The organism is Alcanivorax sp. VBW004 (genome assembly GCF_009718865.1).
In the GTDB taxonomy this organism is placed as follows: Bacteria; Pseudomonadota; Gammaproteobacteria; order Pseudomonadales; family Alcanivoracaceae; genus Alcanivorax.
Genome location: NZ_WNHC01000001.1, coordinates 3,284,067 through 3,305,851 on the forward strand (window position 1 = coordinate 3,284,067; position 21,785 = coordinate 3,305,851).

Sequence of the window (21,785 nt, forward strand, 5' to 3'; positions counted from 1 at the left end):
CCTCAAAGGTAAGCAACAACATCAAACCGGAGTGCAAACCGCCCCCTTTCACCGCGCGGCCTGACAGGCAAGCGGCAAAGAATCGATGCAGTTCCCCCGGAAAACAGGCCATACAGGGCCCAGGAAGCAGCAATGAATCCACTTCACGAAACGTAATGATATTGATTCTTATTTGTAACGAAAGGAGATTTACAATTTATACAAGTGGCGGGGCAGGCAACCGCAGATGCACGCACAGGCCAGGGGTGCCGTTGTGTGCCCACAGCTCACCGCCCAGCCGCTCTACCGCACGCCGGGCAATGCTCAACCCCAGCCCAAAGCCGCTACGGTCAGCCCGGGCGGCATCCAGTCGCACAAAGGGCGCAAAGATTCGGTCGAGCTTGTCGTCCGGCACCCCCGGCCCCTGATCCACTACCTGCAGGTGCCAGGCTCCCTCTTCCCATTGCCCAAGCAATTGCACGGTCCCCTGCTCCGGGGAATGGCGAATGGCGTTGCGGACCAGGTTCTCAAACACCTGGGCCAACACATTCAGGTTGCCGTACACCAGAGCGTCGTCCGGCAGCGCACAGGGGAAACGGCACTTGTCCCAACCACTTTCGAACGCCGCATTTTCAACAATCATCTCCCACAGCGCCGGCAACGACAGGGATTCCAGGCCGGAGGTTCCGGTGTCGGTGTCCTGCCATCCCAGTGCCAGGGTGTCATCGACCAGAGTGCGCATGTGGTGCAGCTCCTGCTCCACCCGCTGACGCAATTCGTTTTCGCTCATCTGGCTTTCCAGCGCCACGGACAAACGGCTCAAGGGGGTGCGCAATTCATGGGACATGTCATTGAGCAGTTGCCGCTGGGTCTCCAGCATCCCGGACACCTGTTCCGCCATATGATTGAAACTGCGGGCCAGCTCCCCGAACTCATCCCCGCGTGTTGCCAGCGGGCCAGTCACGCGTGCCTGGGTATCATCCTTGAAGCCCAACACTTGCGCCTGCAGGGCTTTCAAGGGCACACGAGCACGCCAGAACAACAGCCCACCCAGCAGTAACGCAGACAACGTGGGCATCCCCACCAGCAGCAGATTTTCGACCCATGGCCAGTAGGTGCCCGGGCGCAAACGGGGAGGTAACTGCATCAGCAGGCTGCCCTGTTCCGGCGCGACGGGAAACGGCACGCCCAGGTACGGCATCTTTTTGCCGTAGCGAAAACTCATGCGGCTATCCACGCCACGCTGAAAGCGCAACCCGGCCCGTTCCTGCTCGGTCAACGGGACACTGCTCAGCGACTGGTCTGTGGGACTGATAACAGCGATGTCACCCGCTTCACGCGCCCTCATGTCCGCCAGCCACTGATCCACTCCCGCCTGGCCGCCGGTCAGCCAGGCCTGCTCCGCCGCCGCGGCATAACCTTGCATAATGGCAATCGCCCGCTCGTTCAACAGCTGGGCATCATCGCGCAGGACACCGGTAATGCGCGTGCCTACCACCATGGTACTCACCGCGACAATCACCAGAACCAGCGCCAGGCGCCAAAGAAGGGAATAACGTTTCAACATCACAGAGCGTCGGTGATCAGGGTATAGCCCTGCCCCCAGACTGTTCGCACCGCGGATTCCGGGGCGCCAACGTCACGCAATTTGCGGCGTACATGGCTGATGTGCAGATCCAGGCTACGGTCATGGCGACCACAGCCCCGGTGCAACACCGCCTGATAGAGGAAAGGTTTGCTGAGCACCGCATCACGGTGCTCCAGCAACACCTGAAGCAACCGGAATTCGGTGTTGGTGAGGCCCAGGTCCGTGTGTCGGTAAAACGCCACCATGTCATGCTCGCGCAGCACCAGCTTGCCCACGGATTCCAGCCCTTCGTCTTCCGGACGGACACGTTCCAGCGCCACCCGCCGCAACACCGCATCCGCCCGAACCGCCAATTCCGCCATGCTGAACGGCTTCGGGAGATAATCATCCGCCCCATTGATCAGGCCCTGAATACGGGCCTGCTCATCCCCCAACGCAGACACCACGATCACTGGCACCGGGCTTTGCTGGCGCAGGGCATTGAGCAGCTCCAGCCCATTAAGCCCGGGCAACAGGATATCCAGCAGCACCAAATCGTAGTCACCGGAGGCTGCCGCCTCCAGCCCCGCCGGGCCCTCCGCGCACAGGGATACCAGATAGTGACGCTCGGAAAAGTAGTCACGCAGATGGCCGCTTAGTACCGCATCATCTTCGATGACCAGCAGGCGGGCAGGAATTTGGGCAATGGCATTCATTCACGAATGATAAGAATTATCATTAAGGCAGGCCAGCTTTTTATTGAATAGAATTCACTCAACCCCGCCTGTCATTACATTCTTTACGAAGATTGCTGTATTTAAACATAACCATTCTCATTAACATCTCCCCCTCTGCTGCGAACGACCGAACGCCACCGTGAATAAAAAACGCAAAGCCTTCTGGCTGAAACAACTCCATCAATGGCACTGGGTGACCTCTGCGATCTGCCTGATCAGCCTGGTGTTGTTCAGCCTGACCGGAATCACCCTCAACCACGCCAGCCAGATCAGCGCCGACCCGGTCATCCGCGAGCATCAGGGTGAGCTACCCGCCGAACTGTTATCCGCGCTCGCGGAGCAAAAGAACGGCCAGCTGCCCGCCGCCGTCCAGCAATGGCTGGCACAGAAAATGGATTTGCAGCACACCGGCGGAGAGCCGGAATGGGCCGCCGACGAGATCTACCTGCCCATGCCTCGCCCCGGCGGCGATGCCTGGCTGGCCATTGATATGAATAACGGCACGGTACTCGCAGAAACCACAGACCGGGGCTGGATCGCCTTTTTCAATGACCTGCACAAAGGCCGCCACACCGGCACCGTGTGGATCTGGTTTATCGATATTTTTGCCGTGGCCAGCCTGCTTTTCGCGTTCACCGGCCTGGGCCTGATGATGCTTCACGCCAAACGACGCCCGGCCACCTGGCCGGTCACCGTGGCCGGGCTGGTGCTGCCCTGGTTGTTGATCGTGTTTTTCATGCATTAAACACCGCCATTTAAGACAAGAAAGGACCTTCCCATGCGCTTGCGTTACCTTGCTCTGCTCCCCCTGCTCACCAGCCAGGCCCTCGCGGATACCTTTTCGGTGGACGTGGAAGTCCCGCGCAAGCGCGTGGCCGAATACCACGCCCCCTATGTGGCCTTCTGGGTGGAAAACGCCGACCGCAGCACCCTGGAACCACTGGGGCTGTGGTACGACGACCAGGAAAAATGGCTCAAGGATATCCGCCAGTGGTGGCGACGTACCGGTCGCAGCCAGTCCGCCCCCTATGACGGCCTCACCGGCGCCACCCGCTCACCGGGCACGCACACCGTGGATTTCAGCAAACTGGACGCCCTGCAATCCCTGCCTGCGGGTGAGTACACCCTGGTGGTGGAAGCCGCCCGGGAAGTGGGGGGCCGCGAAGTGGTGAAACTGCCCTTCCGATGGCCAGCCGAAAAAACACCGCAGCAACAACAAGTTAAAGGCACCGACGAACTGGGCACCGTGACCCTGACCGTCTCTCAATAACACCGACTACTCAAGGAGCACCACCATGATCCGAGTCCGTTTCCATCAAGCCGCACTGGCCGCCCTGGTGCTGGCCACCGCCCTGCCCGCCCAGGCCCACAAGCTGTGGCTACTGCCCAGCCATACCACCGTGTCCGAGCCCCAGTGGATTACCGTGGACGCCAGCATTTCCAATGAGATCTTCGGTTTCGAGCGGGCCTACCCCGTCGACGGTCTGCAAGTCACCGGCCCCGACGGCAAGCCCGCCACCGTGGACAACGCCACCAAGATGCACACCCGCAGCGTGTTTGACGTACAGCTGGAACAGGAAGGCAGCTACCGGATCAGCGTGGCCCAGCCCGGCTATTTCGTGTCCTATAAAGTGGATGGCGAACGCCAGCGCAGCCGGGGCAAAGACGCGGACAAGCTGCTGGCAGAGCTGCCCAAAGACGCCACTGACGTCAAACTGCTGGAAGTGCTCAACCGTCTGGAAACCTATGCCACCCTGGGCGCGCCCAACAAAACCGGCCTGAAACCTACCGGCAAAGGCCTGGAGCTGGAACTGCTGACCCACCCCAATGACCTCTACGCTGGCGAAACCGCCCAGTGGAAACTGCTGCTGGACGGCAAAGCGGCTGCCGGCATCAAGGTGGAACTGGTTCCCGGCGGCACCCGCTACCGTGACAGTCAGGAAAACTGGTCTGTCACCAGCGATGACAAGGGCATCGTCAACATCCAGTGGCCCGCCGCTGGCCGTTACTTCCTGGAAGCGGGCACCGGCGACAAGAACGTCAGCAACCCGAAAGCCGCCGAACGCTACCTGCAGTATTTGGGCACCGTTGAAGTACTGCCCATGTAAGCGAACTCTAACGTGGCCCCGCCCAACCGGGCGAGGCCACCCCAAAGCCGCCAATTTCGTACCGTTCAGCCCTGAGCCCTGCCCATATTCCCGCGCTTGCACCCTCTGAGCCAGCCGGGCTGCCCGCTTTCATCTCACCTTGGTGATTGGCGAAAAAACGTGCAATTTGCGCATTAGCTACGTATACTCCGCGCCCTCGCCGACCCTCGCTCGGCCCCTCCCCCTAATCCATAGGTACTACATGTCAGATTCCCGTTCCGGGTTCGCCTCTTTAGGCCTGCCCGAGGTTCTGCTCACTGCGATCGCCCGTCAGGGCTTCGAGCAGCCTTCGCCGATTCAGGCGCAAGCCATCCCGCTGTTGCTGGATGGACACGATCTTCTGGGCCAGGCACAAACCGGCACAGGTAAAACGGCTGCGTTTGCATTGCCCCTTTTGGCCCGTCTGGATCCGACCCTGCGTGAACCGCAGATGCTGATCCTGGCCCCTACCCGCGAGCTGGCTATCCAGGTCGCCACTGCGTGTGAAGAATTTGCCAAAGACATCAAAGGTCTGCAGGTTCTGCCCATTTACGGCGGCGGTGAATACCGCACCCAGCTGAAAGGCCTGCGCGGCGGCGCCCAGGTTATTGTCGGCACCCCCGGCCGCGTCATGGATCACATGGAACGCGGCTCCATGAAACTGAACAACCTGAAAGCCCTGGTGCTGGATGAAGCCGATGAAATGCTCCGCATGGGCTTCATCGACGATGTGAAATGGGTACTCGAACGTACTCCCGATGACTGTCAGCTGGCGCTGTTCTCGGCCACCATGCCGCCGGTCATTCGCAAGGTTGCTGACCAACACCTCAAGCAACCCAAACTGGTTCGCATCGACAATGGCGGCGCCACCACCGGTACCACCATCCGCCAGCGTTACTGGCCGGTGGCCGGGCTGAACAAGCTCGACGCCGTATGCCGGATTCTGGAAGCCGAAGAACACGATGCGGTGCTGGTTTTCGTGCGCACCAAGCAGGCCACTCTGGAACTGGCCGAGCAGCTGAACCGTCGCGGCCTGCGTGCCGAAGCCCTGAACGGCGATATTCCCCAGCAGCAACGGGAAAAAACCGTACAGCGTTTGAAAGACAAGCGTTTTGACCTGCTGATCGCCACCGACGTGGTCGCTCGCGGTCTGGACGTGCCACGGATCACCCACGTGGTGAACTACGACATGCCCGGCGACCCGGAAGCCTATGTGCACCGTATTGGTCGTACCGGCCGTGCTGGCCGCCAGGGTGATGCCATCCTGTTTGTGGCCCGTCGCGAGCAACACGTGCTGCGTCAGATCGAGCGCATCACCCGTCAGAGCATCGAAAAGATGGCGCTGCCGTCCGTGGATGACCTGAATGCCAAGCGCATTGCCCGCTTCCAGGAACAGCTGGCCGGCTTCACCTCTGGAGCCAACGTTGATGAAGCCCGCGCGCTGGTCAACCAGCTGCGTGACGCCATGGACATCAGCGACAACGACATGGCTGCCGCCCTGGCCACCATGATGTTCAAGCGTGAGCCGCTGATCCTGAAAGAACCGAAAATGGTCAAAGAACCGCGCCGTCGCGAATCCGCCCACGTGGGTGGCCGTCGTGAAGAGCGTAACCCGCGTAACCGGAACGACAAGGGTCGCAGCGACAAGACCATGCGCCGCTACCGGATCAAGGTCGGCCACGACCACGGCGTGAAACCGGGCAACATTGTTGGCGCCATCGCCAACGAAGCCAAACTGCCCAGCCGTCTGATCGGTCCGATCAAGATCCACCAGGACCACAGCACCGTGGAACTGCCAGAAGATCTGTCACCAAAGCAGCTGCACGTGATCCGCACCGCGCGGGTCTGCCAGCAGGCTCTGGATCTGGAAATGGTGTAAGAAGAGACGCAGCACGCTTCACGCAACACGCTGCAACACGAAGGTCGTTAATTCGTGATTGAGAGGCCCAGCTCCGCGCCGGGTTCTCTACAAAAAAACCGCGCCCGAAAGGGTGCGGTTTTTTTGTGGCTTCTAGCGTCCGGCGTCCAATTTCAGGATCCGGAAATTCTGAAGCCGACCTTCAACGTCACCTGATAATGCCCCACCTTGCCATTCTCGATATGGCCGCGGGTTTCGGTTACCTCGAACCAGTCCATCAGCTCCAGGCTTTCACTGGCCGTGACCAGCGCATTCTCGATAGCGTCTTCAATGGTGGTGCGAGACGACCCGACTAATTCAACCTTCTTGTAGACATGATGGTCAGACATGACTGCTCTCCTTTTCGGTACATGTTCCATGTTCTGAGCGGCAAAACATCCCTCACCGGAAACGCTCTGCCCTCATCCTTCTTCTTTCATCTGTGACACCGAAGCCGGCAGATTACAAGGGGGTGATTTTGCCCAGTCGATCAAAAAACCACCATTGGTTATAGAACCGAGGCATTGAAAGCCGCCCCCCTTTCCCTCATAACAAGAGGTGAAGCACCTGGTCATTGTCCAACCGTTTATTCCAACCCCCACAGGAGGACGCGCGATGGATATGCATAAAATGACACCCTGGAACTGGCTTCGTCAGGAGGGCAACCGCGAGCGGCCTCTCCCGCAACGACAACCCGGCCATCCCTTGTTGCGCTGGGAACGTGAGTTCGACAACTGGTTCGAACAGATGCTTGGCGACATGGCCTGGACGACCCCGGCGCCACACGCCCAACCCAACGCGCCCTTGCGCCCCAACCTGGATATTCTGGAGCGCGACGACCACTACCTGATTACCGCGGAATTACCCGGCGTGGAGAAATCCGACCTGGATGTGACGCTGGACAACAACATGCTGCTGATCAGCGGCAGCAAAACCCCCATCCAGGAAAATGACCGCGACGGCTACCATTATAGTGAGCGCCGTTTCGGGCCCTTCCAGCGCATGCTGACATTGCCGGCCGATGCGGATGCCGAGCAGATGAACGCCGTCTTCCACAACGGAGTACTGTCACTCAGCATCCCTCGCCACGAGCACCATCACCAGGGCAGCCGGCGCATCGAGATTCATTGATTGAGGAGGCGCAACAGGCTGCACGCTTCAAGCAACAACGCGAAGAACCGGTGTGTCTCTATTGACGTCACGGCCCGTGCTCCATATCTGCTCGCGAGGCCGTGACCGGAGTAATCCGTCGACCATGTTGAAGGTCGCCCGGCCCGCACCGGAACCATACTCAGCCCATGGATTCAGCCTCATTACCGGGGTTTCACGGCATCATCACCAAACAACACGGGTAATCAGGAACTCTACTGGCAAGCCACGGAGAACCCGGCGATGCGTCTGCGCTTACTCAACCCCAGAAGCGGGGGCCACAAAGCCGCCAACACGCGGCAACGTCACCACCTTCTGGCCGGCGCTGTCTGCGCCATGGCGCTGGGCTTTACGGCGCCCCTCCATGCGGAGAACAGCGCCGTTCTGCGTTTTGATACGCCACTGGCGATTACCGACAATGCCAACTTTGATCGGGATAACCCGCTGGAACCGGACAGCAGCAGTTTTATCCTGCTGGACGCCAGCAGCCTGAGCAGTGATAGCGGTGAACGATGGGCGTTGGTGTCCCTGCGAAACGATGCCGGCGGCCAGCGTATTCTGCGTGACGACTACCTGGTAGCGGAATTCGCCAACGGCGACCGCCGCCACGCCAGCAACCTGGAAGGCTCTTTCGCCGCCGCAGAGCAACAGCGCAAGATGGTTTTTTTCGGGTACCACCGTTTTCCCATCCTGCGCGTCTTTACACAACAGTAGGTCGCTTTAGGCTCAGCCGTAAACCGACAGAGGTGTCGACTTACGGCCTTCGGCCTCTCTGTGCCCTTGGGTAAAGTCAACCGACAAGATTTATCGCGAAGAGCCGAACGCCAAAGGCCTGATGCCCGACAAACCAAAACCAGCCACCACGGCTCGGCTGTCTAACCAACACGTTTTCAGGAAGTCGCCGCCGCTTTTATCCTTAGATTTTAAGCGTCAACCGTCAGGCTTTTGGCGTCATGCGTCATTTATCAGGCGCTCCATGCTATTTCTCCGGGATCAGTAAACTCTCCAGCGGCTGGCGGTCCGGGCGGAACTGATTAATGGTTTCCTGTGCTTCATAGCCCAGCGAAAGACCGCACAATAGCTTGTACTGACCGGGCAACTGAAAGTGCTTTTCCAGCGGCGATCGCCATAACGCCAGCGCCCCCTGGGCACAGGTTCCCAACCCTTCGTCCGTGGCGGCCAGCATCAGGCTCTGTAAAAAAATCCCCGCATCCAGTGCGCTGTAGACCCCCAGGCCTTCGTGCACAAACACAAAAAGCGCCACTGGCGCATCAAAGAAACGGAAATTCGCCGCCATCTGCTCGTGGCGGGCCTGCTTGTCTTCCCGCCTAATGCCCAGCAACTGGTACAAGCCATGGCCGGTGGCGACCCGGCGCGGCTGCAGGTCATCCGGGTACTTCTCCACCGGACGATAATCGCCATCCGGCATCCCTTTTTTCGTCACCAGCGCCTTGAGCTTTTTCACCATGGGCGCCCGCTGAAGCGCCATCAGTTGATCAAACCGTTCCGGCAATTCGCGACGTAGACTTTCCAGCACCTCACCGCGGGCCACCGCGATCTGGTAGGGCTGGGTGTTGGACCAGCTGGGCGCCCCGCTGGCCCGTGCCAGTAACCCGTTCAGCAACGCATCGCTCACCGGTTGGTCGGTAAATGCCCGCACACTGTGGCGCTGGGCCATCACATCCTGAAATTCCATACTCTGAACCTGTTGTGAGTTCCACTTAGCCTTTATTGTGCCAGAGACTTACAATGCGCAGCCATGACCAAGACCATCGATAACCTGCAACGTCGCGCCAACTTTTCCCGCTGTCGCCAGTATCGCTATGCCCTGTGGCGCCAGTGGGGTGACGGTGATGACTTCATGCTGCTGATTGGCCTCAACCCCTCCACCGCAGACCACCGCCAGGACGACCCCACCATCCGCCGCTGCATGGGTTTTGCCCGTGACTGGGGCTACTCCGGCCTGTGTGTGGCCAATCTGTTCGCCTACCGGGCCACCTACCCGCAGGACTTGTTCGCCACCGCTGACCCGGTGGGCCCGAAGAATGACCAGTGGCTGCGCCGCCTGGCGCGACAGGCAGACCTGGTCGTGGCCGCCTGGGGCAATCACGGTCGCTTCAATGACCGTGCCTTGCAGGTGGCACCACAACTGCCCGCCATGCACTGCATTCGCCTGAACAGCTCCGGGGAACCGGCGCATCCACTGTATCTCCCCAAGCATCTCACTGCCCAACCCTGGGATGGCTACGCCGCCTTGTCCTGACCTTCACCTTGAACGAGCAATAATAGGCACAAAACACCCGTCGGGATTAACATTGTGAGCACACGTCTGGAAAAGAACATCCGTCGTGCCAAAGGGCTGTCCTACGCTGGGCTCACCCCCTTTTATGGCTTGGCGGGCCTGTCCTGGGTTGCCGAGACGGGCAACTGGGCCCTGCATGCCCTCGCCACCTACGCCGCCATTGTCATTACTTTCCTGGGAGCCATTCACTGGGGCCGCGCCCTGGACAAGATGGCCGACAGCAATCAATACCCCACCCTGTTGTTTGGTTTGATGCCTGCCCTGCTGGGCTGGTTTGCCCTGCTGCTGCCCCTGGAGCTGGCACTGCCCATGCTCGCCGCCGGGCTCATGTATGTATGGGGCACCGAACAAATGGTGTTCAACGACACCCTGCCCACCTGGTACCGACACCTGCGCCACCAGCTCACCGCCGCGGCCGTCATCGCCGTATTGATCGGCTGGGCCGCCACCATGTTCTGGATGCTGTGAGCGGCCCTCTGCCTGACAGCGCAACGACTTTCCCTTTTTTTACAAAGCAGCATGCGTTCAAGGCGGCGTAACCGTGGCCCGGCCAGTCTGCCCCCGCTACACTGTGCGCTCGTCACAGGGAGATTCGGGCATATGAAACAGCACTGGCTTCAGCGCATTACATTGACACTTGGATTGATGTTGTTCTCGTTTTCGGCCCAGGCCGCCCCCGCTCTCAGCCCCGTTGCTTCCAGCCAATCGCCCAATTATCACGACGATATCCGGCCCATTTTTGAGAACAAATGCCTGGCCTGTCACGGCTGCTACGATGCCCCCTGCCAACTGAAACTGGAAGCTGTGGAAGGCCTTGATCGCGGTGCCAGCAAACAAAAGGTCTACAACGGTGGGCGCAAAAACACCGTCGACCCCACCCGGCTTTTCCAGGATGCCCAGACCACCGCACAATGGCGTGACAAGGGTTTCTATTCCGTCATCGACAGCACCTCAGGCATGCAGGCATCCCTGTTGTACCAAATGCTCGAACTGGGCAAGCAGCACACCTTCAATCCCAATGAAAAGCTGCCCGACGATATCGCCCTGGGGCTGAGCCGGCAGAACGAATGCCCCGCCCCGGATGAATTCGACGACTACGCTGACGACCACCCCTTGGAAGGTATGCCACTGGCCGTGGCCGGCTTGACCGACAGCGAATTTGCCACCATCAGCCGCTGGCTGGAGCACGGTGCCAGCTTCAAACCGGAAGTGATCACCCCCACCGCCGAAGAGCAACAGCTGATCGACGACTGGGAGGCCTTCCTTAACCAGAGCGATCCAAAACACCAGCTGGTGGCTCGCTGGTTATACGAGCACTTGTTCCTGGCTCACCTGTATCTGGACAAGGGAGAAGACAGCAAACCGGCCCACTTCTTCCAGCTTCACCGCTCCAGCACGCCCCCTGGGGAGCCGATCAAACGGGTTGCCACCGATCGCCCCAATCAAATGCCTCCAGAGAATTTCTGGTACCGCATAGCCCCGGTCCGCGGCACGCTGGTGCACAAAACCCATATCACCCTGGGCCTGACCCAGGACAAACTGGCGCGGACCCGAAAACAGTTTTTCGGCACCGACTGGGAAGTAAAAGAGCTGCCCGGTTATGGTTATGAACAACGCGCCAATCCCTTCGTCACTTTTTCCGACATTCCTGCCCGTGCCCGCTATCAGTTTATGCTGGATGAAGCCGAGTATTTTGTGCGCACCTTTATTCGTGGCCCGGTTTGCCGCGGCCAGGTGGCCACCGATGTGATCCGCGACCATTTCTGGGCCGTGTTTCAGGAGCCGGATCAGGATCTCTACATCACCGATGAAGATTACCGTGCCCAGGTCAGCGACTTGCTCGGCTTGCCCGGCCAGGATGACGACCTGCTGTCCCTCGGTTCGGAATGGCTGAAATACAGCGGCAAACGCAACGACTATCTGAAAGCCCGCAAACAGGCTTACGAAACCGATGAACCACAGGGTCCGGGCTGGGATTCCGTGTGGAATGGTGATGGCGATAATCGCAATGCCCTGCTGACCATCTTCCGTCACCACGATAACGCCTCGGTGCGTAAAGGGCTGATTGGTGACCTGCCGCTGACCACCTGGGTCATGGACTATCCACTGTTCGAGCGCAGTTATTACAACCTTGTGGTCAATTTCAATGTGTTCGGATCGGTCTCCCATCAGGCGCAGACCCGTCTCTACTTTGATCTTATCCGCAACGGCGCAGAACAAAACACGCTTCGTTACCTCCCGGCAGAGCTGCGCCAAACCGTGCTGGCCAACTGGTATCAAAACACCGGCCAACTGCGTCTGGCGATCAGCTATGAGTCAGTGGATACCGATCTACCCACCAATATTCCGTTCGACACCAGCACGCCCATGAACGAATTTAACAACACGCTGCTGACGCGTTTTGCTGAACTCAACGCCCGTCCAGATCCGATCAACCGCTGTGACGGCGAGGATTGTCAGCGTGCTGATGTATCCACCTGGAAACAGCATGCCGACCACACGCTCAGTGCCATTTCTTCACGCCGTGCCGCCAACCTGCCTGCGGTGAACTTTATGCCGGAAGTCAGCATGGTGCATGTACAGGGCAGCCAGGGAGAGCAGGAAATCTACTCCCTGTTCCGCAACCGTGCCCATAGCAACGTGGCGTTCATGATGGGCGAGTCCCTGCGCTACCAACCGCCACTGGATACACTGACCCTGTACCCCGGCGTCATGGCGAGCTATCCCAATTTCATGTTCCTGGTACAGGATGATCAGCTGCAGGCGTTCGTCTCCCAAATGAACGCAGTGAAAACTGAAGAGGACTTCACCAAACTGGTCGACGCCTACGGTATCCGCCGTACTCATCCGGAATTCTGGCAGTATTTCCACGCGCTGGATGAGTATCTGGAAGAGCACGAGCCAACCCAGGCTGGCATTCTCGATATGAACCGGTACGAAAACCTTTAAAAGATTAGCAGCGGGTAACACACCGCAACGCGGGAGGGATAGGTGCCATGGCGCAGCCACCCTGCCCGCGAGGTTTGGTTGAAAGTTCAACGTGGAAAGTTGAACGGAACATCAAGAAGCTCCCCCCCTCTTTTTTCGATTTATCGCGGAGTTGAGTGGTCAGCCGGCTTCAGAACTTGTCTCATTATCCCGCCCTGGCAGCCGCTGGACGCCGGATGCCCGACGACAGACGCTCGCATTCAAAACCTGAAAACCTTGATCTCCATGCTCTTTGTGCAAAGCGCATTACCCGATTATTCCCTCAATGATGGCCCTGACTATCTCTTAAAATACCCTTCAAAAGAGATACCGCAATAACGACAGCCGCTCAGGCTATGGGGTTTTGCGTCAGGCATCCGGCGTCGAGCGTTTGGCAAAGTGCCGGGTATTCGCGATAAACCTCCCATACGCTCTAAGTCTGCCAATGACTAGGTCTGTGGCGCCAGGCCGGTTGCTACTATGCCCGACCTGTCAGTCACACTGGTCAATGTGACCGTCGCTCACCTCTCCATAATCGAATGCAATCCATAGACATAACAATGAGGTTCCATCATGGCGAAAGATGCAGTGGGTTATGCGCTGACCGCGCTTAACCGCCTGGCCAGCTCGGAGGTGCTCGACAAGATGGGCATGCGTAAAAGCGTTGAGCGGCTTGCCTACAGCCTGACCAAAGGCGGCTTCCAGGTACTGACCACCACCGCCCGTGCATTCAAGTCCGGTAACTCAGGCAACAAACCCGAGCGCCTTACCGCCCCGGGCCATACCCGTGACCTGTTCGATCTTGGTGTCACCGACGAACAACAGATGATCCGCGACAGCGTGCAGGGCTTTGCCACCAACGTACTGCGCGAACAGGCTGAGCACGCAGACGCCGCACAACGGACCAGCGAAGACGTGATTGCCCAGGCACTGGAACTGGGCCTGAATTTCTTCGCGGTACCGGAATCCCTGGGCGGCGCCGCCACCGAAAAGTCCACCGTCACCAGCATGCTGCTGGCAGAAGATCTGGCCCGTGGCGACATGGGCCAGGCCGTCGCGATTCTCGCCCCCATGGGCGTGGCCAATGCCCTGACCCAGTGGGGCACCGCTCAGCAGCAAGACAAATACCTGAGCGCTTTCGCCGAAGAGAACCCACCCAAAGCCGCCATTGCGGTATGCGAACCGCGCCCGTTGTTCGACCCCATGGTGCTGGCCACCACTGCCCGCAAGGACGGTAACGACTACGTTCTCAACGGAGAAAAATCTCTGGTGCCGCTGGCGGCCGAAGCGGAAATTTTCCTGGTTGCCGCGCAAACCGATAGCGGCCCGGCCGTGTTTATCGTGGAAGGCGGCACGGACGGGCTCACCGCCGGAGAGGATCCCGCCATGGGCATCCGCGCCAGCGGTCAGCGCCCGTTGAAACTGGATAACGTACGCATCCCGGCGGACAACCGCCTGGGTAATGGCGATTTTGATTATCGCGCTTTCGTGGACCTGGGCACCCTCGCCTGGTGCGCCATGGCCATTGGCACCAGCCAGGCTGTGCTCGACTACGTTGGCCCCTACTGCAACGAGCGCACCGCTTTTGGTGAACCCATCAGCCATCGCCAGTCCGTGGCCTTCATGATTGCCGATATGGCCATCGAGCTGGATGCCATGCGTATGCTCACCTACCGCGCCGCCAGCCGTGCCGAACAGGGCAAAAGCTTCCAGCGCGAAGCTCACCTGGCCCGCACGCTGGTGAAGGATAAAGCCATGAAAATCGGCACCGACGGCGTGCAGCTGCTCGGCGGCCATGGCTTTACCAAAGAGTACCCGGTGGAACGCTGGTATCGGGATCTGCGTGCTGTGGGGGTCGCCTTCGGCGGCCTGCACCTGTAAGGAGGGAGACAACCATGAATATCGAGATTCCCAAGAAGTTCAAACCCCTGATCAACAACGCCTATCAGGTAGCCCAAAGCACCCTCCGCCCGCTGTCGCGCAAATACGATCGCGGTGAGCACGAATACCCGAAAGAGCTGGATATGCTCGCCTCGGTGCTGGATGGCTTCAACGAAGGCGATCCGGCTAACTCCGCCGGCGCCGCCACCACCGGCAGCGGTAAGGTGCAGGACGACGGCAGCGTCAAAAATGGCGCCAACATGGGCGTCTGCCTGGGTGCCATGGAAATGTGTTACGGCGATACCGGCTTCCTGCTCGCCATGCCCCGCCAAGGGCTGGGTAACGCTGCCATTGCTGCCGTGGCCAACGACGAACAGCTGGAACGCTTCAAGGGCAAGTGGGCCGCCATGGCCATTACCGAACCCGGCTGTGGCTCCGACTCCGCTGCCATTCGCACCACCGCCAAAGAAGACGGCGATCACTACATTCTCAATGGCGAGAAGATCTTCGTCACTTCCGGCGAACGAGCCGACTGCGTGGTGGTCTGGGCCAGCCTGGATCCGAAACTGGGTCGCGCTGCCATCAAGTCGTTCGTGGTGGACTGGGGCACTCCCGGCATGGAACTGGCACGGCTGGAGAAGAAGCTGGGCATCCGCGCCTCCGACACCGCCGCCATCAACTTCGTGGACTGCCGGGTACCGGCAGAAAACCTGCTGGGCAGCCCGGAAATCGACACCAAAAAAGGCTTCGCCGGTGTCATGGAGACCTTCGACAACACCCGTCCGCTGGTGGCCGCCATGGCGATTGGTTGCGCCAAGGCGTCCCTGGAGCGCATCAAGGCGTTGCTCAAAGACAGCATCACCTATGACTACGGCAAGCCCGTGGACAACTGCTCTGCGGTGGAAGCCGAAATCTACAAGATGGAAGCTGACTGGGAAGCCGCCTACTGGCTGGCAGTGAAAGCCGCCTGGATGGCCGACAACAAGAAAGCCAACACCCTGGAAGCCTCCATCTCCAAGGCCAAGGCCGGCCGGGTCGGTAATTACATCACCCTGCGTTGTGTGGAACTGGCCGGCAGCCTGGGCTACACCGAAGACGAGTTACTGGAAAAATGGGCCCGTGATTCGAAGATTCTGGATATCTTCGAAGGCACCCAGCAGATTCAGCAACTGGTTATCGCTCGGCGTGTGCTTGGACTGAGCTCCAAAGAGTTGAAGTAACGTTCCAGACGTTTTGCCGACAAATGAATGAAGCCGTTTCTGACTGATCAGAAGCGGCTTTTTTCATCGCTGATCGCGCACAACGGCCGCCCCATACCGAATAACGCCGTTCAGGCAAATTCGCCCTACACCGCCTCAGCACCTCAGCCTTATTCCCTACTGCACAAAGAGACATAACGATGATGTTGCCCTGCCATCAGGTGTGCCAGTATCGAAGGCAGATGGAACGCAATAAAAACACAACACCGGGTTACAGCTTTACCGCGATTAGACAACAGGTTCACCCGCGGCGGGGCAGTAAAGTGAAAGGTAGAAGGTGGAGTGGGACAATAAAAAGGAAGGGAGCCACATGTCTGCATTCAAATACACCATGATGGGGGCCGGTCTGGCTGGATTCATGATGTTGGGCAACGCTGCCCATGCCAACCAGCAAGCCACGGTGATTATCAGCCAGAGCTGCGACTACATGCTGCTGAACTCCAGCAAGGGCATGGTGCTGGTCAAACAGCTGGATGGCATCACGCCCCAGGAAGGGGATACCCTGCTCGGCGAATTCACCGCCGGGGATTTCAGCAACCTGCAAAACAATCGCAACAAGGATTCCATGCAGGTCTGGGTTGATACCGTGGACCCGCATAGCAGCAAGGCACTAAGCCAGTACGGGCGTTATTGCACTTGATAAGAGGCGCAACACGCTTCAAGCTGCAACGCGGGCCGGGTACGGTGACACACGGTAACCGCCATGCCCGCGGGGTTCAGTTCAAAGTGAAACGTTGAAAAGGAAAACTCTGGGGACTTTCCCACGTCCTTATCCAGGCTCGTAGCTCCCTCTCATCTCATCACAAAGCCCGCGAACAACACGGCGAAGCCACCGACTTCCGCCGCGATTAGCGCGAGCATAAATACCGTCATGGCCGCCTGCGGTACCGTGGCCGTGCCCATGCTATGTGGCTTTTGCAGTTGGTTGCGGGTGTCTTTAAGCATGCCGTGCAGAATATAGCTGCCGATGGCCAGAGCGAAGAAAATCAGACAGGCCAGCACCGCCAGGGTGTTTACCCAGTCTTCCCAAACGCTGAGCAAGGCAAAGCGCTCCAACACCAGGCATGCAAAGGCATACATCAAGCTGGCACGGTGGGCGATGTCCACATAGTAATGCGCCCGGGCTTTCTCACTATTGGCCACCTGCACATACTTCCAGGCGCCGGTCAGCAAGCCGACGAGAAAGAAGATGCCACAACCCCAAAGCGCCCATTGATCCGCTGTCATTCCCTGCCCCTGTATTCGTTACATTTCAAAAAAATGAGCCAATCGTTCCTGCATCATTGGCTCCGCATGGCAGAACCGGCGGCGCCCTTCACGCTCCACACGAATCAGCCCGGCCTCCGACAGCTCCCGAACATGGTGAGACACCGTCGGTGCGCCAATATTGAGCCGCTGCATAAAATCCCCAAACGCACAGCCGGCAGGCACCTTGGCCAGATCCGCCTGACCATGCTGGCGACAGTGATCCACAATCACCTGGTATATGCGCAACCGATTAGGGTTGGACAGCGCACGAAAGGCTGCAGCAAGCTGCTCCGCCGTCACAGTGTCTTTCTGTGCCAAAACCGGCACCTCCCGGGAAAATAGTTTGACGGTCATAAAACTAACTTATAGTTTGATCCTCATCAAACTATATCGTTGCGACATCCCTTGTCGCCACTGTTCGTCGCCATCGGAGGAGACACTGTGAACCACGCTGATATTCTCGGCCAGACCCTGGCATTGCCCTGCGAAGTCACCCTGCCCAACCGTTTCGGCAAATCGGCCATGAGCGAAGCACTCGGCACCATCGATAACCATGTAACCCCGAAACTGGAACGCCTGTACGGTCGCTGGGCCCAGGGCGGCACTGGCCTGGTGATTACCGGGAATATCATGATCGACCGACGCCACACCGGCGAGCCGAACAACGTGGTAGTGGACGATGAGCGTGACATGCCATTGCTGAAACGCTGGGCGGAGGCTGGCAAGTCCCGCGGCGGGGCGATCTGGGTACAGCTCAATCATCCCGGCAAACAGATTCCCCGCATGCTGGCCAGCGGTGACACGCTTGCCCCTTCAGCCGTGCCCTTTGGCAAGGAACTGAAAAGCGCGTTCAAGACACCCCGAGCGCTGAGCGAAGAGGAAATTCAGGAGATCATCCAGCGGTTCGCCACCAGCGCCCGCATCTGTCAAAAAGCCGGTTTCAGCGGTGTGCAAATTCATGGCGCCCACGGCTATCTGGTCAGCCAGTTTCTCTCCGGACATCACAACCGCCGCACCGATCAATGGGGGGGCTCACTGGCAAACCGCATGCGTTTCCCGCTGGAAATTTACCGGGCTATCCGTCAGGCCGTTGGCGATGATTACCCTGTCAGCATCAAACTCAATTCCGCCGATTTCCAACGGGGCGGTTTTAGCGAAGAAGAATCCATGACCGTGGCCGAAACACTGGCCAGCGAGGGTCTCGATCTGCTGGAAATTTCCGGTGGTAACTACGAGAACCCGGCCATGGCCGGTGCCAAGGGCGTACGGGAAAGTACCGCCAACCGGGAAGCCTACTTCCTGGATTACGCCAACGAAATCCGCAAGCGGGTTTCCATTCCGCTGATGGTTACCGGCGGCTTCCGCTCGGCCAAAGCCATGGCGCAAGCCGTGGACAGCGGTGCCACCGATATCATCGGCATCGCCCGCCCCCTGGCCGTGGAACCAGATCTTCCCAACGCCATCCTGGCGGGTCAGAGTGGCGTTGTCAGCCGCGTTACCCCGCGTAAAACCGGTATCAAGACCATCGATAACATGGCCATGATGGAAGTGTCCTGGTTCTCCCGCCAGCTGCATCGCATGGGCACAGGCAAAGACCCAAAGCCGGACGAGAGCGTACTGCTCGCCCTGTTCAAGGTTATCGCAACCATGGGTGTAGGCAGCTTCAAGACCCGCCGTCTGCGGGCAAATAATTAGTTGAAAGTTTAAAGTTGAAACGCGAGACAGGTGTTGCCTGTCCCTAGAACGTAAGAGGCCGCGCTTAACGATAAGCGCGGCCTCTTACGTTTCAGATCCAACCCACCAATGGCGCGTTGCAACTTTCAACTTTTAACTTTCAACCACCTTTACAACTTCGCCGCCACTTCCGCGCCTTGCTTGATCGCGCGTTTGGCATCCAGCTCGGCCGCCAGATCCGCGCCACCAATCAGGTGGAAGTTCTTGCCGTCTTCCTTGTACAGCTCACGCAGGGATTCCTGCCCGGCACAAAGAATCACGTTATCCACGTCAAGCACCCGGCTTTCTTCACCAATCTTGATATGCAGGCCCGCATCATCAATTTTTTCGTAGCTGCAGTTTTTCAGCATTTCCACGTTGCGGGACTTGAGCGTGGCGCGGTGTACCCAGCCGGAGGTTTTGCCCAGATCCTTACCCAGCGGCGTCGGCTTGCGCTGCAGCAACGTGATCTGGCGAGCCGGTTTTTCCGGTGCCGCTTTCACCAGGCCACCGGGGGTGTCACCCGCCATATCCACGCCCCACTCTTTCATCCACTCCGGTAATGGCTGTTCGCCTTCGCGGGGATGTTCGGCCAGAAACTCGGACACATCAAAGCCAATACCACCGGCACCAATGACCGCCACTTTCTCGCCCACCTGGGCGTTGCCACGCAGCACGTCCACGTAAGACAACACCTTGGGGTGGTCCACACCGGGAATGCCCGGGGTGCGCGGGAGCACGCCGGTGGCGATAACAATTTCGTCAAAGCCCGCGGCTTCCAGATCAGCAATTTCCACCCGGGTGTTCAGCTTCATGGTGACACCGGTGCTTTCCAGTTTTTTGCTGAAATAACGGATGGTGTTATGGAACTCTTCTTTACCCGGCACCACTTTGGCCATATTGAACTGACCACCAATTTCCCCCGCCTGATCAAACAGGGTCACCGCATGGCCTCGCTCTGCCGCCACCGTGGCACAGGACAAGCCCGCCGGGCCGGCACCAACGACAGCAACTTTTTTCGGCTTGGCGGTCTTCAGGTACAACAGTTCGGTTTCGTGGCAGGCACGGGGATTGACCAGACAGGACGCCCGCTTGAGCTGGAAGGTATGATCCAGACAGGCCTGGTTACAAGCGATACAGGTGTTGATCTCATCCGCCTTGCCCTGTTCGGTTTTCTTGACGAAATCCGGGTCCGCCAGCAACGGGCGCGCCATGGAGACCGCGTCCGCCTGGCCAGCGACCAGAATGGCTTCTGCCACGTCCGGGTCGTTAATACGGTTGGAGGCCACCACCGGAATGGAGACCACATCTTTTACCTGGCGGGTCGCTTCCACGAAAGCCGCTCGGGGCACAGACGTAACGATGGTGGGCACGCGTGCTTCGTGCCAGCCGATACCGGAATTGAGCAGGCTGGCGCCGGCCGCCTCCACTTCCTGGGCCAGCGCCAGCACTTCTTCACGGGTGGCCCCATCCGGCACCAGATCGACCACGGAAATACGGAACATGACGATAAAATCGTCGCCGCAGCGCTTACGTACTTCGCGGACAATTTCCACCGGGAAACGGCGGCGGTTTTCGGCACTGCCACCGTACTTGTCTTTGCGCTTGTTGGTGCACGACGCGGTAAACTGGTTAATCAGGTAGCCTTCGGACCCCATGATCTCCACACCGTCGTAACCGGCCTTCTTGGCCAGCCATGCGGTATGGGCAAAATCCTTGACCGTCTGCTCCACTTCCTTGGTGGACATGGCCTTGGGCTTGAAGGGGTTGATCGGGCTTTTAATGGCAGACGCCGAACGGGAGAAGGGGTGATAACTGTAACGACCCGCATGGAGAATCTGCAGAGCGATCTTGCCGCCTTCCTGATGCACCGCATCAGTCACCTTGCGGTGGTTGCGCACATCCAAACGGCTGTTGAACAACCCGGCAAAGGGGTAAAACCAGGCTTTCTTGTTGGGGTTGAAACCACCGGTCACGATCAAGCCAACGCCACCACGGGCCCGCTCGGCAAAGTAGGCCGCCAACTTGGGGAACTGCCAGAAACGGTCTTCAAGACCGGTATGCATGGAGCCCATAATCACCCGGTTCTTGATCTGGGTATGCCCCAGATCCAGCGGGGAAAGCAGGTTGGAATAGCGGTTGGCTGTCATGGTGTTGTCTCCAAAGGCATCTGCACCACAGATGGCTACGCGTTGATTAATCTGGACAGCGTCAAGTTAAGCGGTTATTTTGACAGTGTCAAGATCACAGAGCCACAACCGGCTTCATGCAACGCCACCACGCATAGGGCACAAGCAAAGGCAGGAGACTCATGACACAGACCGCGCGCTATCACCACGGCGACCTGCATGCGACGCTGCTGCAGGAAGCGAATACCCTGCTCAATGAACAGGGCATCGAAGGCCTGTCCCTACGCAAGCTGGCCGAGCGGGCTGGCGTCTCCCGAACCGCGCCCTATCACCACTTCCGTGACAAGAACGCCCTGCTCTGCGCCCTGGCCACCCAGGCTTTCCGGCAACTGGACGAGATGATCAACAGCCAACTGCAAGAAGCCGGCTCACAGGAAGGCATTCAGAATTTTGTCCGCGAATACCTGCGTTTTGCCACTGAAAACCCGGAACAATATGAACTGATGTTCGGGCGTACCATCTGGAAAGGCGGCGAGCCCACCGATGAGCTCAAGACCATCGCCTACCGTAGCTTCCGGCACTACGCCGAGCGGCTGGCGACACTGTTGGCCGGTCGCCTGCCAGCCAGAACGGATTCGCTGCGCGTGGCCCAGGCCAGCTGGGCCACGGTCCACGGCCTTTGCCGCCTGCTGATTGATGGCATTTACGTGAACCGGGAAGATATCGAGACCGTCAGCGAGCAATCCATTGCCCTGATCATGGCCGCCCTGTCACAGCCTTCCTCCTGACCCTGCGGGCCGGTCCCGTGACCGCGACGACACAAATGAGTGG

21 protein-coding genes are annotated in these 21,785 nt (G+C 58.9%); 14 read left to right on the top strand and 7 right to left on the bottom strand.

The genetic code is table 11. The features are described from left to right. Positions 1 to 196: 196 nt before the first annotated feature. Positions 197 to 1,546: a sensor histidine kinase gene (locus F1529_RS14965; protein WP_155135894.1), complete on the bottom strand. Its 1,350-nt coding sequence runs from the start codon at positions 1,544 to 1,546 to the stop codon at positions 197 to 199. Further along, positions 1,546 to 2,262 (bottom strand): response regulator transcription factor, encoded by a 717-nt coding sequence (locus tag F1529_RS14970; RefSeq protein ID WP_007151402.1) that lies wholly within the window; start codon positions 2,260 to 2,262, stop codon positions 1,546 to 1,548. Before F1529_RS14970 ends, F1529_RS14965 begins: the two co-directional genes overlap by 1 nt. Positions 2,263 to 2,422: 160 nt before the next feature. Between F1529_RS14970 and F1529_RS14975 the strand changes: the two genes are divergently transcribed. The 4 genes from F1529_RS14975 to F1529_RS14990 all read left to right on the top strand — a co-directional run bounded on the left by F1529_RS14975 (position 2,423) and on the right by F1529_RS14990 (position 6,288). Further along, positions 2,423 to 3,028 (top strand): PepSY-associated TM helix domain-containing protein, encoded by a 606-nt coding sequence (locus F1529_RS14975; protein WP_007151033.1) that lies wholly within the window; start codon positions 2,423 to 2,425, stop codon positions 3,026 to 3,028. Positions 3,029 to 3,061: 33 nt separating this feature from the next. Next, positions 3,062 to 3,553: a DUF2271 domain-containing protein gene (locus F1529_RS14980; protein ID WP_155135897.1), complete on the top strand. Its 492-nt coding sequence runs from the start codon at positions 3,062 to 3,064 to the stop codon at positions 3,551 to 3,553. A gap of 25 nt (positions 3,554 to 3,578) precedes the next feature. After that, positions 3,579 to 4,391 carry a DUF4198 domain-containing protein gene (locus F1529_RS14985; protein WP_155135900.1) on the top strand — a complete coding sequence of 271 codons (813 nt, stop codon included), beginning with the start codon at positions 3,579 to 3,581 and terminating at the stop codon, positions 4,389 to 4,391. Between the two features lie 241 nt (positions 4,392 to 4,632). Next, complete coding sequence (locus tag F1529_RS14990; RefSeq protein WP_155135903.1) at positions 4,633 to 6,288, top strand: DEAD/DEAH box helicase; 1,656 nt, start codon at positions 4,633 to 4,635, stop codon at positions 6,286 to 6,288. Between the two features lie 152 nt (positions 6,289 to 6,440). On the opposite strand, the gene F1529_RS14995 is transcribed toward F1529_RS14990, so the two are convergent. Next, positions 6,441 to 6,656 carry a dodecin gene (locus tag F1529_RS14995; RefSeq protein ID WP_007149047.1) on the bottom strand — a complete coding sequence of 72 codons (216 nt, stop codon included), beginning with the start codon at positions 6,654 to 6,656 and terminating at the stop codon, positions 6,441 to 6,443. A gap of 265 nt (positions 6,657 to 6,921) precedes the next feature. On the opposite strand from F1529_RS14995, the gene F1529_RS15000 reads away from it, so the two are divergent. Next, on the top strand, positions 6,922 to 7,437 hold the full coding sequence (locus tag F1529_RS15000) for an Hsp20/alpha crystallin family protein (RefSeq protein ID WP_155135906.1): 516 nt from the start codon (positions 6,922 to 6,924) through the stop codon (positions 7,435 to 7,437). Between the two features lie 261 nt (positions 7,438 to 7,698). Next, a complete protein-coding gene (locus tag F1529_RS15005; protein ID WP_155135909.1) occupies positions 7,699 to 8,169 on the top strand; it encodes a hypothetical protein in 471 nt (156 codons plus the stop codon). A gap of 265 nt (positions 8,170 to 8,434) precedes the next feature. On the opposite strand, the gene F1529_RS15010 is transcribed toward F1529_RS15005, so the two are convergent. Continuing rightward, positions 8,435 to 9,151: a nitroreductase gene (locus tag F1529_RS15010; RefSeq protein WP_155135912.1), complete on the bottom strand. Its 717-nt coding sequence runs from the start codon at positions 9,149 to 9,151 to the stop codon at positions 8,435 to 8,437. A 63-nt stretch (positions 9,152 to 9,214) separates the two neighbouring features. Here F1529_RS15010 and F1529_RS15015 point away from each other — a divergent pair, with 63 nt between their 5' ends. The 6 genes from F1529_RS15015 to F1529_RS15040 all read left to right on the top strand — a co-directional run bounded on the left by F1529_RS15015 (position 9,215) and on the right by F1529_RS15040 (position 16,504). Next, positions 9,215 to 9,718 carry a DUF1643 domain-containing protein gene (locus F1529_RS15015; protein WP_155135915.1) on the top strand — a complete coding sequence of 168 codons (504 nt, stop codon included), beginning with the start codon at positions 9,215 to 9,217 and terminating at the stop codon, positions 9,716 to 9,718. A 54-nt stretch (positions 9,719 to 9,772) separates the two neighbouring features. Then, positions 9,773 to 10,225: a DUF3429 domain-containing protein gene (locus F1529_RS15020; protein ID WP_370457042.1), complete on the top strand. Its 453-nt coding sequence runs from the start codon at positions 9,773 to 9,775 to the stop codon at positions 10,223 to 10,225. 132 nt (positions 10,226 to 10,357) lie between these two features. After that, entirely contained in the window at positions 10,358 to 12,706 is a 2,349-nt protein-coding gene (locus tag F1529_RS15025; protein ID WP_155135918.1) for a fatty acid cis/trans isomerase, read from the top strand. Positions 12,707 to 13,297: 591 nt separating this feature from the next. Beyond that, entirely contained in the window at positions 13,298 to 14,605 is a 1,308-nt protein-coding gene (locus F1529_RS15030) for an acyl-CoA dehydrogenase family protein (protein WP_155135921.1), read from the top strand. 14 nt (positions 14,606 to 14,619) lie between these two features. Next, positions 14,620 to 15,825: an acyl-CoA dehydrogenase family protein gene (locus F1529_RS15035; protein ID WP_155135924.1), complete on the top strand. Its 1,206-nt coding sequence runs from the start codon at positions 14,620 to 14,622 to the stop codon at positions 15,823 to 15,825. Positions 15,826 to 16,174: 349 nt separating this feature from the next. Continuing rightward, positions 16,175 to 16,504 carry a hypothetical protein gene (locus F1529_RS15040; protein WP_007149752.1) on the top strand — a complete coding sequence of 110 codons (330 nt, stop codon included), beginning with the start codon at positions 16,175 to 16,177 and terminating at the stop codon, positions 16,502 to 16,504. Between the two features lie 152 nt (positions 16,505 to 16,656). Here F1529_RS15040 and F1529_RS15045 read toward each other — a convergent pair whose 3' ends face one another. Next, positions 16,657 to 17,091, bottom strand: coding sequence for a hypothetical protein (locus F1529_RS15045; RefSeq protein WP_007148854.1), 435 nt, complete (start codon positions 17,089 to 17,091; stop codon positions 16,657 to 16,659). Positions 17,092 to 17,109: 18 nt separating this feature from the next. Beyond that, the gene (locus F1529_RS15050) at positions 17,110 to 17,466 is read right to left on the bottom strand and encodes a helix-turn-helix transcriptional regulator (protein WP_007150890.1); all 357 of its coding nucleotides are present in this window, start codon (positions 17,464 to 17,466) and stop codon (positions 17,110 to 17,112) included. An 87-nt stretch (positions 17,467 to 17,553) separates the two neighbouring features. On the opposite strand from F1529_RS15050, the gene F1529_RS15055 reads away from it, so the two are divergent. Further along, complete coding sequence (locus tag F1529_RS15055) at positions 17,554 to 18,807, top strand: NADH:flavin oxidoreductase/NADH oxidase family protein (RefSeq protein WP_370457045.1); 1,254 nt, start codon at positions 17,554 to 17,556, stop codon at positions 18,805 to 18,807. Between the two features lie 149 nt (positions 18,808 to 18,956). On the opposite strand, the gene F1529_RS15060 is transcribed toward F1529_RS15055, so the two are convergent. Continuing rightward, a complete protein-coding gene (locus F1529_RS15060) occupies positions 18,957 to 20,975 on the bottom strand; it encodes an NADPH-dependent 2,4-dienoyl-CoA reductase (RefSeq protein WP_155135927.1) in 2,019 nt (672 codons plus the stop codon). Positions 20,976 to 21,136: 161 nt separating this feature from the next. On the opposite strand from F1529_RS15060, the gene F1529_RS15065 reads away from it, so the two are divergent. After that, positions 21,137 to 21,742 carry a TetR/AcrR family transcriptional regulator gene (locus tag F1529_RS15065; protein ID WP_007150664.1) on the top strand — a complete coding sequence of 202 codons (606 nt, stop codon included), beginning with the start codon at positions 21,137 to 21,139 and terminating at the stop codon, positions 21,740 to 21,742. Positions 21,743 to 21,785: the final 43 nt, after the last annotated feature.